This window comes from Streptomyces sp. AV19 (genome assembly GCF_015999245.1).
Lineage (GTDB): Bacteria > Actinomycetota > Actinomycetes > Streptomycetales > Streptomycetaceae > Streptomyces.
This window is the reverse complement of record NZ_JAEAMR010000099.1, coordinates 22802-30049: the sequence shown is the minus strand read 5'-3', so window position 1 is coordinate 30049 and position 7248 is coordinate 22802. Positions and strand designations below refer to the sequence as shown.

At 67.9% G+C, this 7248-nt stretch carries 7 protein-coding genes; 1 reads left to right on the top strand and 6 read right to left on the bottom strand.

Going from position 1 to position 7248, the window contains the following annotated elements; genetic code table 11:
• On the bottom strand, window positions 1-486 hold a 486-nt coding region (locus tag I5Q34_RS33910; protein WP_307811789.1), incomplete at its 3' end, for a Clp protease N-terminal domain-containing protein.
• A gap of 104 nt (window positions 487-590) precedes the next feature.
• Window positions 591-3155: a LuxR C-terminal-related transcriptional regulator gene (locus tag I5Q34_RS33905; protein ID WP_199896341.1), complete on the bottom strand. Its 2565-nt coding sequence runs from the start codon at window positions 3153-3155 to the stop codon at window positions 591-593.
• Window positions 3156-3646: 491 nt separating this feature from the next.
• On the opposite strand from I5Q34_RS33905, the gene I5Q34_RS33900 reads away from it, so the two are divergent.
• Complete coding sequence (locus I5Q34_RS33900) at window positions 3647-4318, top strand: thioredoxin domain-containing protein (RefSeq protein ID WP_199896340.1); 672 nt, start codon at window positions 3647-3649, stop codon at window positions 4316-4318.
• Window positions 4319-4357: 39 nt separating this feature from the next.
• Here I5Q34_RS33900 and I5Q34_RS33895 read toward each other — a convergent pair whose 3' ends face one another.
• The 4 genes from I5Q34_RS33895 to I5Q34_RS33880 all read right to left on the bottom strand — a co-directional run bounded on the left by I5Q34_RS33895 (window position 4358) and on the right by I5Q34_RS33880 (window position 7237).
• Window positions 4358-5269: a LysR family transcriptional regulator gene (locus I5Q34_RS33895; protein WP_199896344.1), complete on the bottom strand. Its 912-nt coding sequence runs from the start codon at window positions 5267-5269 to the stop codon at window positions 4358-4360.
• Between the two features lie 129 nt (window positions 5270-5398).
• On the bottom strand, window positions 5399-6028 hold the full coding sequence (locus tag I5Q34_RS33890; RefSeq protein ID WP_199896339.1) for a disulfide bond formation protein B: 630 nt from the start codon (window positions 6026-6028) through the stop codon (window positions 5399-5401).
• Window positions 6029-6049: 21 nt separating this feature from the next.
• On the bottom strand, window positions 6050-6211 hold the full coding sequence (locus I5Q34_RS33885) for a hypothetical protein (RefSeq protein ID WP_199896338.1): 162 nt from the start codon (window positions 6209-6211) through the stop codon (window positions 6050-6052).
• Window positions 6212-6310: 99 nt separating this feature from the next.
• Window positions 6311-7237 carry a LysR family transcriptional regulator gene (locus I5Q34_RS33880; protein WP_199896337.1) on the bottom strand — a complete coding sequence of 309 codons (927 nt, stop codon included), beginning with the start codon at window positions 7235-7237 and terminating at the stop codon, window positions 6311-6313.
• Between the last annotated feature and the right edge of the window lie 11 nt (window positions 7238-7248).

The window sequence follows — 7248 nt, the reverse complement described above, 5'->3', positions numbered from 1 at the left end:
CAGCGCCTTGTACGTCCCCTCCGGATCGGCCGTCGTCACCCGCTGCCCGCCCCGGACCACCCTGAATTCCCCCAACAATCGCTCAGCAGAGGCCCTTTGCCGTGTCATGAGTTCGCTGATCTGCTCGCCCTTTTCCGCGAGCGCGATCAGCAGATGCTCAGTGGAGACGAAACTGTCACCCAGTGCACGAGTGTGCTGTGAAGCGGCCGTGATGACCGCCAGTAGCTTCCGGCTCGGACGTGGCGGGGCGACCGTGGAACCGTGCGCGTTCGGCAGTCCGGTGAGCAGGCTTTCCGCGCCGGAGCGCAGCACAGCAGCTTCGGCCTCCACCGCGGTCAGCAGATCCATGATGTTCTCGTTGTCCTGGCCGGCCAGCAGCGCGAGCAGCAGATGCGCGGGTGTCACATCGACGTGTCCCGCCGACACGGCCCGCTCACTTGCGACGTTGAGCGCCTCACGGCTCCTGTTGGTCAGCTCCGCATGCACACTGCACGCTCCTCTTCAGTTCATTGTCGATCCCACTACGAAGGGGTGGGGGAGCCGTGTCCTTTCGGAGGTGTGGGCACGGCCGGTTCCCCAAAGGCGCGGGTTCAGCCCAGCAGCCCACGTGCCCGCGCCTCGGCGACTGCTCCGCGGCGCTTGGACACGCCGAGCTTTCGGTAGATGCTCCGTGCCTGCGTCTTGACGGTGTTCACGGATACGGAGAGCTGTTCCGCGATTTCGCTGAGCGTCAGGTCGCCGACCAGCAGGGTCATGACCTCCAGCTCTCTGCGCGACAGCTGAATGCCCGTCTCGATGTTCGGGCTGAGGGCCTTGAGGAGCGACGTGACATGCCCCTCGGGATCCCCGGTGTCCGCCGCACAGGCCACGAGCAGCGGGCGGCACCACGAAGCGTGTTCCTGGAAGATCCGCACGTTGCCGGCCTCGTGGGCCAACGACATGGCCTGGTGAATCGCCTGCCGCACTCGCAGACCGGGCCGGCCCGACAACTGCCATGCCCGGGCGGACAGAAGCCATGCCTCGGCCCTGAAGGAGTTCAGCCACTGCGTGCAGTCGCGCAGCGGCTCCAGGAGGGTGAGCACATCCGCTCCGGCGGCCCCGCCGGCGAGTTTCACCAGGGCGGCGGCGAGCCGCCCGTAAGGGTGCTGAAGCTCCATGCTCCCCTTGGGCAGCAGCGCGGTGGCGTCGTTCGTACGGCCGAGTGCCAGACGAGTGCGGGCTCCCGTGTAGACAATGCGTGCCCGCCAGCCGGCCGGTGCGCCGATCTTGTGACGTGCCTCCGCCGATGCCACGGCGCGCAGGGCGGCCCATGTGTTCTTCCGGGAGAGATGCAGTTCGGCACGGAGCAGATCCGCTTCGGTGTCGCACAGGGCGCGTAGTACTGGAGATGTGCGGTCGATCTGCTGCACGGCCTGTTCCATGGCCGGGAGATCACCTTGTTCCCAGGCCCGACGGCTCGCACAGATGGGCACGAAGCTGCTGTACGCGTTGCCCAGGGCCCTGGCGATGTCCCCACTGTCCAGGAGGGGCAGGTGATCCGGCCGGTTCGCCGTCTGCCCGTCGAGGTAGGAGAGCAACAGGCCCAGCGCGGCACAGTTGTCGGCCTGGTCTGTTCTCCCGTGCAGTTCGGCGTCGAGGCGGCTCGCATTGAGGTGGCGGCGTGCCCGCTTGCTGTCGCCCTGCCACCAGTCGGCCATGGCCAGGTACGGGGCGAGCAGTGCCTCGTGTTCCCGGGGAGAGCCGGACAGCATCGAGCTCTGCGTCCTGGACAGCGCCTTGCGTACGACTTCGCTGTGCGTCATGGCCGCACCCAGGTCGCCGTCCCGGTGACATTGCATGAGGTGTACGACCGCGATGGCCCACTTGGTCCATGCGGTGGCCGTCGGCCCGCTCTTGTCGACGGAGCCTTGTTCGGCCCTCTCGGCAACGGCCGCAGCGTCCTCCGCCCGGCCCAGCACGGTCAGGGCCAAGGCGTGCAGAGCATCGGCTTCGGGCGGCGAAGGGGCGTCCTGTGCCTTGTCGAAGCGGGAGAGGAGCCGGAGCACGTCTTCTCCTCGGCCGGACAGGCACAGTCGTATCGCGGCACCGCGCAGGATCTCCCATGCGTGGCTGAAGTCCCGGGCCAGCAAGGCGTGCTCCACCGCACGGACAGGTGATCCGTGGTCACGATGCCATTCCGCGGCTGTGCGATGGATCTTCTCCACTGCCTCCGGCCCCAGGCGCTCGTGTGCCAGGACACGCAGCGGTGCTTCGACGCCGGGCAGGAACCGGTAGCCGTTCTCGTGGGAGGTCACCAGTCCGCTGTCGTCGGCGCTGTGGTGCAGCACACGGCCCGCGTCGGGCCGGTCGGCCACGAGCCCGGCGAGCCCGCTGTCGAGGGGGCCGCCCGTGACACTGAGCCTCAGCAGGGTCAGCCAGTCACCCTCGGCTTCATGGGCGGCGGCCTCTTTCGCCAGCAGTGAGGCGGATTCCTGCTGGGCGCGCGCCACGACGGACTGCACATCGAGGGCGGAGCCACAGGCCAGGTCACTCACGGCCCGGGTCAGGCTGTGGGGCCAGCCCCCGGTGGCCTGCATGAGTTTGCCGAGAAGGTCGCCGGTCGGTTCCACGCCGCGCTCCTCACATAGCGCGTCGGCCTCGGCACGAGTGAACAGGAGCTCGTGAGCGGGCACGGCCAGGACGTGGCCTCCGCTGCGGAGATCGGGGCGGGGCAGGCAGCTTCGTGTTTGTGTCGCGAGGACCAGACGCAGCCGGGGACAGGCGTAGCGGATGAGCTGCTCCAAAAGATGGTGCACCTCTCCCGTACGTACGGCCTGCAGTCGGTCAATGACCAGGGTGACTGGCTCTGGCAGGCGCTCCAGCCACAGCAGCACTTCGGGCAGCAAGGTGCGCCACTCGCTGCCTGCCGAGCTGGCGAGCAGCTCTTCCGCCCCGGGAAGCGAGGTGGCGGCCGATAGCACATGGACCACCTGTGCCAGCAACTGGGCCGGATGATCCCCTGCCTTGTCCAGCCCGATCCAGGAAATGTTGTCTGTCTTCTCCCTGTTGGACCAGGAGGCCCAGTCGGTCAGCGCAGTCGTTTTGCCCGATCCGGTGGGTGCCGTGACCAGGACGATGCGTGCAGCTGCTACGTGGTCGGTGAAAAGGCGGCGCAAGCGGGGCCTTGGCATGGGGGCGAGGCGCGGGAACGGGGGGACCGTAGTCATATCTGCACCTGAAACTGTCCTGTAGCTGCGGTGGTTGTACTGGGTCGGGCCGAAGACGGTCCCACCGTGCACGCCGTCACGCTATCCAGATGGGCTGCCGATGCCTGTCGCCCGTATGGATACACCGCGCCAACGAACGATGTCGGCAACCGCTTTGCACAACAGCTAGGCTTCAAGAAGTCCATATGCAAGGCTCTTTGCGGGCCTCATGGGAATTTCTGCACCATAACCTGGTGCCGTTGATGCAAATGCTGTCGGCTCCCTGCCCCTGAGTCGTGTCCGGCGCTCGGATCAGTGCCGGCGAACTTCGGATTGGCTTCCTCATGAGTGAGACCCGGACTCCCTCCGCCCGTACGAATACGCATGATCGGTTGCGTGCCGAACATGAACGAACTGCGCGGCGGGCCCACCGCCGGAGGCAGTTCAGTGCCGCTGTCGGCGTGTGTGTTGTCCTGGCGGTGGTCTTCGGGGTCGCTATCTCCGCACGGTCAGGCGAGCTCAAGGAGGCAGGCCCTGTCGTCGCACCTGCCGGTGCGGCCGGAGAGCGGGGCCTCGTCATCGCGGTGGGCAAGCCGGACGCACCGGTCACCATCACGGCGTACGAGGACTTCCGCTGTCCAGGCTGCGCGATGGTGGAGAAAGAGATCCATGAGGCGGTCGACAAGCTGGAGGACGAGGGAAAGCTCCGGGTCGAGTACCACCTGCTGTCATTCATCGACGCCTTTTCCGGCGGCAAGGGATCCAGGTATGCCGCCGAAGCGGCTGCCAGTGCCCAGGACGCCGGCAAGTTCCGTGAATATCACGACGTTCTCTTCGCCAACCAACCTGATGAGCAGGACGACCGCTTCGGCGATAAAAAGGTGCTTCTCGATCTGGCGGCAAAGGTCGACGGCCTCAGGACCGCGAAGTTTGCAGAGAGCGTGACCAAGGGCGTCCACGACACCTGGGTGAGGAGGGTCCAGCATGTCTTCGACCGGCAGAACCGCGTCAAGGCGACTCCCTCCTTCGTGCTCGACGGCACCAATCTGATTGGTGCAGGGCTTCCCCCGCTCACAGCCCAGCGGATCACCCGGCTCGTCGAGAATGCCGCCAAGGGGAAAGACACCGACTGAACGACCGCGGGGGAGCGGTGGCCGGAGGACCGGCCGGCCTCACCGTCGCACAGCGGTAACTGTCGTCTCCTGGCGGCGGGCCACGGCGAGAAGAGCACGGGCAGGCCCCGAGGGACGGTGACCGGTCGGCCAGACCGCCCGCAGGGTCCGTGTCAGATCGGCTCCTTGGAGCCTGACCGCCGACAGACGGCGGGCCAGAAGGTCGTCGTGGACGGCCAGGGCACTGACCACAGCTGGCCCGGCACCCGAGAGCACGGCCGACCTGACGGCCGTGGTGGAAGGCAGCTCCAGCAGCGGGGCACACGGCTTGCCGCGTGCCCCGAGCGCCCGGTACAGGACCTGCCGGGTACCGGATCCCCGCTCCCGCATGATCAGAGGGGTGCGTGCCAGCTCGGCGGTACGGACCGGGGTGCGGCGTCGCGCCCATGGGTGGTTCGGGGCGGTGACGAGCACGAGCTGGTCCTCGGCCACGGGGACGGCATCGAGACCGGGCGGCACGGTGGCGCTTTCGATGAAGCCCAGGTCGGCCTCGCCCGAGAGGACCCTGTCTGCCACGGCCCGGGAGTTCTCGGCAATGATCGAAACGGCGGTGGCCGGCCGTTCCCGCCGCAACACGCTGAGCCAGCCCGGCAGCAGGTGCTCGACCACGGTGAGGCTCGCGGTGATCCGCAGCTGAGTGTCCCGCCGGGTGCGCAAGGTCTCGATGCCCGCCTCCAGGGCCTCGGCGGCCTCCAGTACCTTGGCCGCCCAGATGGTCACCAGTGCCCCGGCTTCGGTGAGCCGGGAGCCACTGGGAGAACGTTCCACCAGCCCGACCCCGACCCTCTGCTCCATGGTGCGGATCCGGGCGCTGGCGGCGGGCTGGGTGATGCCCAGCTCGTCGGCGGCCTTGCTCAGGCTGCCCAGCCTGGCCACGGCCACCAGCAGCTCCAGGGCGGATATCTCCAGCATCTCCGGCGCGCAACGGACGGGAGTCACTTGACGAACACACCCTCACTGGCGAACTCACTGGCGAAAAGCGGTCTGTTCCGCCAGGAAGTGCCTGGCGGAACAGACCGGCGTACGGCTGATGGTGATGGGTCAGAGGCCGAGGTCGGTGAAGAACCGGTAGCTGGTCGGGTCGCCCGACATCTGCCAGTGGAACCCCTGGATGAAGAAACACGCCACGAGGTTGCTGAGGGCGAAGAACGCCAGCACGGCCAGGGTCACGCGGGCGGCCTTGCCGAGCAGAGGGGAGGTGGTGCCGGCGTCCAGCGGCTCGGACTTGTCGACCAGGACGAGATTGATGCCGCAGGCCAGTACAGCCAGGACGAAGGCGACCAGGGCCCAGGTGTACAGGTGGAGTCCGAACAGGGCACCCGCGTAACCCGGATCCGGGGGCACTATGTGCATCAACACCTGGGCCGCCGAGACGAAGCTGCCGCAGATGGCGACGGCCGCGGCCCAGCCCCAGCCGGAGGCGAACTCGCGAGTGGTCACCGCGCCCTTGCGCGAGCGGGCGATGATGTAGGCCGGTCCGAGGGCGCTGAGCAGGAAGAACATGCGCTGCAGCAGGCACATCGGGCAGGGGTACTCCCACAGCCCGAACTGGAAGAAGTAGGCGCCGCCCAGCACGGCGCACATACCCAGCACATAGGCGTGCGCGAACCACAGGCCCAGGCGGTTGGACAGCCGGGCGGAACCGGCAGGAGTGATCACGGCGGTGGCCATGGGGATTTCCTCCTCCGAGGATCAGATGGCGAGGTGGTAGCTGTGGTCGATGACGTGCGGGGCGAACGCGAGCAAGGCCGCGACCAGGGTTCCCGCCCAGAGCAGGAGCCGCTGGCGGCGTGGCCAGCCGCGGATCACCGCCAGGACACACAGGAAGATCAGGAGGAAGAGGAGGGTGTACATGTCGTCCCTGCTTCAACGGAGGGCTGCTTACGCGCTCAGCTTCCGCCCGGACAACGGACATGGGTAGCGGCCACGAATCGATGGCACCATAGAACGGGCTTATGCCTTGTCGGCTCCCCGGCCCGCTTGGTGCGCGATGGCATGGAGATCCCTGGCAGGGCCCGTGGGCCGTTGCCCGACGGGCCACACCACGCGCAGGGTGCGGCTCAGGTTGAGATCATGCACGGTGGGGGCTTTGAGAGCGCCTGAGGCGAGTTCGGTCGTGACGGCCAGGGAGCTCAGAACAGCGGGCCCGATGCCGGCAGCCGTAGCGGTCTTGATCGCAGTGGTGGAGGAGAGCTCCAGGAGAGGAATGGCCTTCCAGCCGGGGATGCGGGCGGTGACGGCTTCTTCGAAAGCTATGCGGGTGCCCGAGCCGGGTTCACGCTGGATCAGCGGAGTGCCGGCCAGCTCGGCGAGGGTGATGGCGGAGCGCCGGGCCCAGGGGTGCCCGGGAGCGACCACCACAGTGAGGCGGTCTGTGGCCACAACCTGGCTGTGCAGTCCCTTGGGGGCCCTGGGGCCCTCGATGAATCCGATCTCCGCCTGACCTTCCAGGACGGCCCGGGCCACGTCGGCCGAGTTGCCCGCGCGCAGTCCGACGGTGGTCTGGGGAGCACGGGCCCGCAGTACCGTCAGCCACTGGGGGAACAGGTACTCGGCGACGGTCTGGCTCGCGGCCACGCGCAGGTGCGAGGCGCGTTGCTCACGTAGTGTGTCGATGCCCGCTCCCAACTGCCGGGCCGCGTCGATCACGGTGCGGGCCCACTCGGCGACCAGGGCTCCGGCCGGGGTGGGGCGGGAGCCGAGAGCGGAGCGCTCCAGTACGGGGAAGCCGACGAGCTTCTCCAGATAGCGGATGCGCGAGCTCACCGAGGGCTGGGTGATGCCGTGCGCCTCGGCGGCCCGGCCCAGACTGCCCGTCTCGATGACGCTGAGCAGCAGGTCGAGGGCGGCGAGGTCGGGGACACGTGGCGACAGAGGCATAAAGTCATTCT

Excerpts from the sequence above, each read along its gene's own strand:
- I5Q34_RS33885 (WP_199896338.1), bottom strand. The coding sequence starts at position 6,211 with ATGTACACCCTCCTCTTCCTCCTGATCTTCCTGTGTGTCCTGGCGGTG.
- I5Q34_RS33880 (WP_199896337.1), bottom strand. The coding sequence starts at position 7,237 with ATGCCTCTGTCGCCACGTGTCCCCGACCTCGCCGCCCTCGACCTGCTG.
- I5Q34_RS33895 (WP_199896344.1), bottom strand. The coding sequence starts at position 5,269 with ATGCTGGAGATATCCGCCCTGGAGCTGCTGGTGGCCGTGGCCAGGCTG.
- I5Q34_RS33890 (WP_199896339.1), bottom strand. The coding sequence starts at position 6,028 with ATGGCCACCGCCGTGATCACTCCTGCCGGTTCCGCCCGGCTGTCCAAC.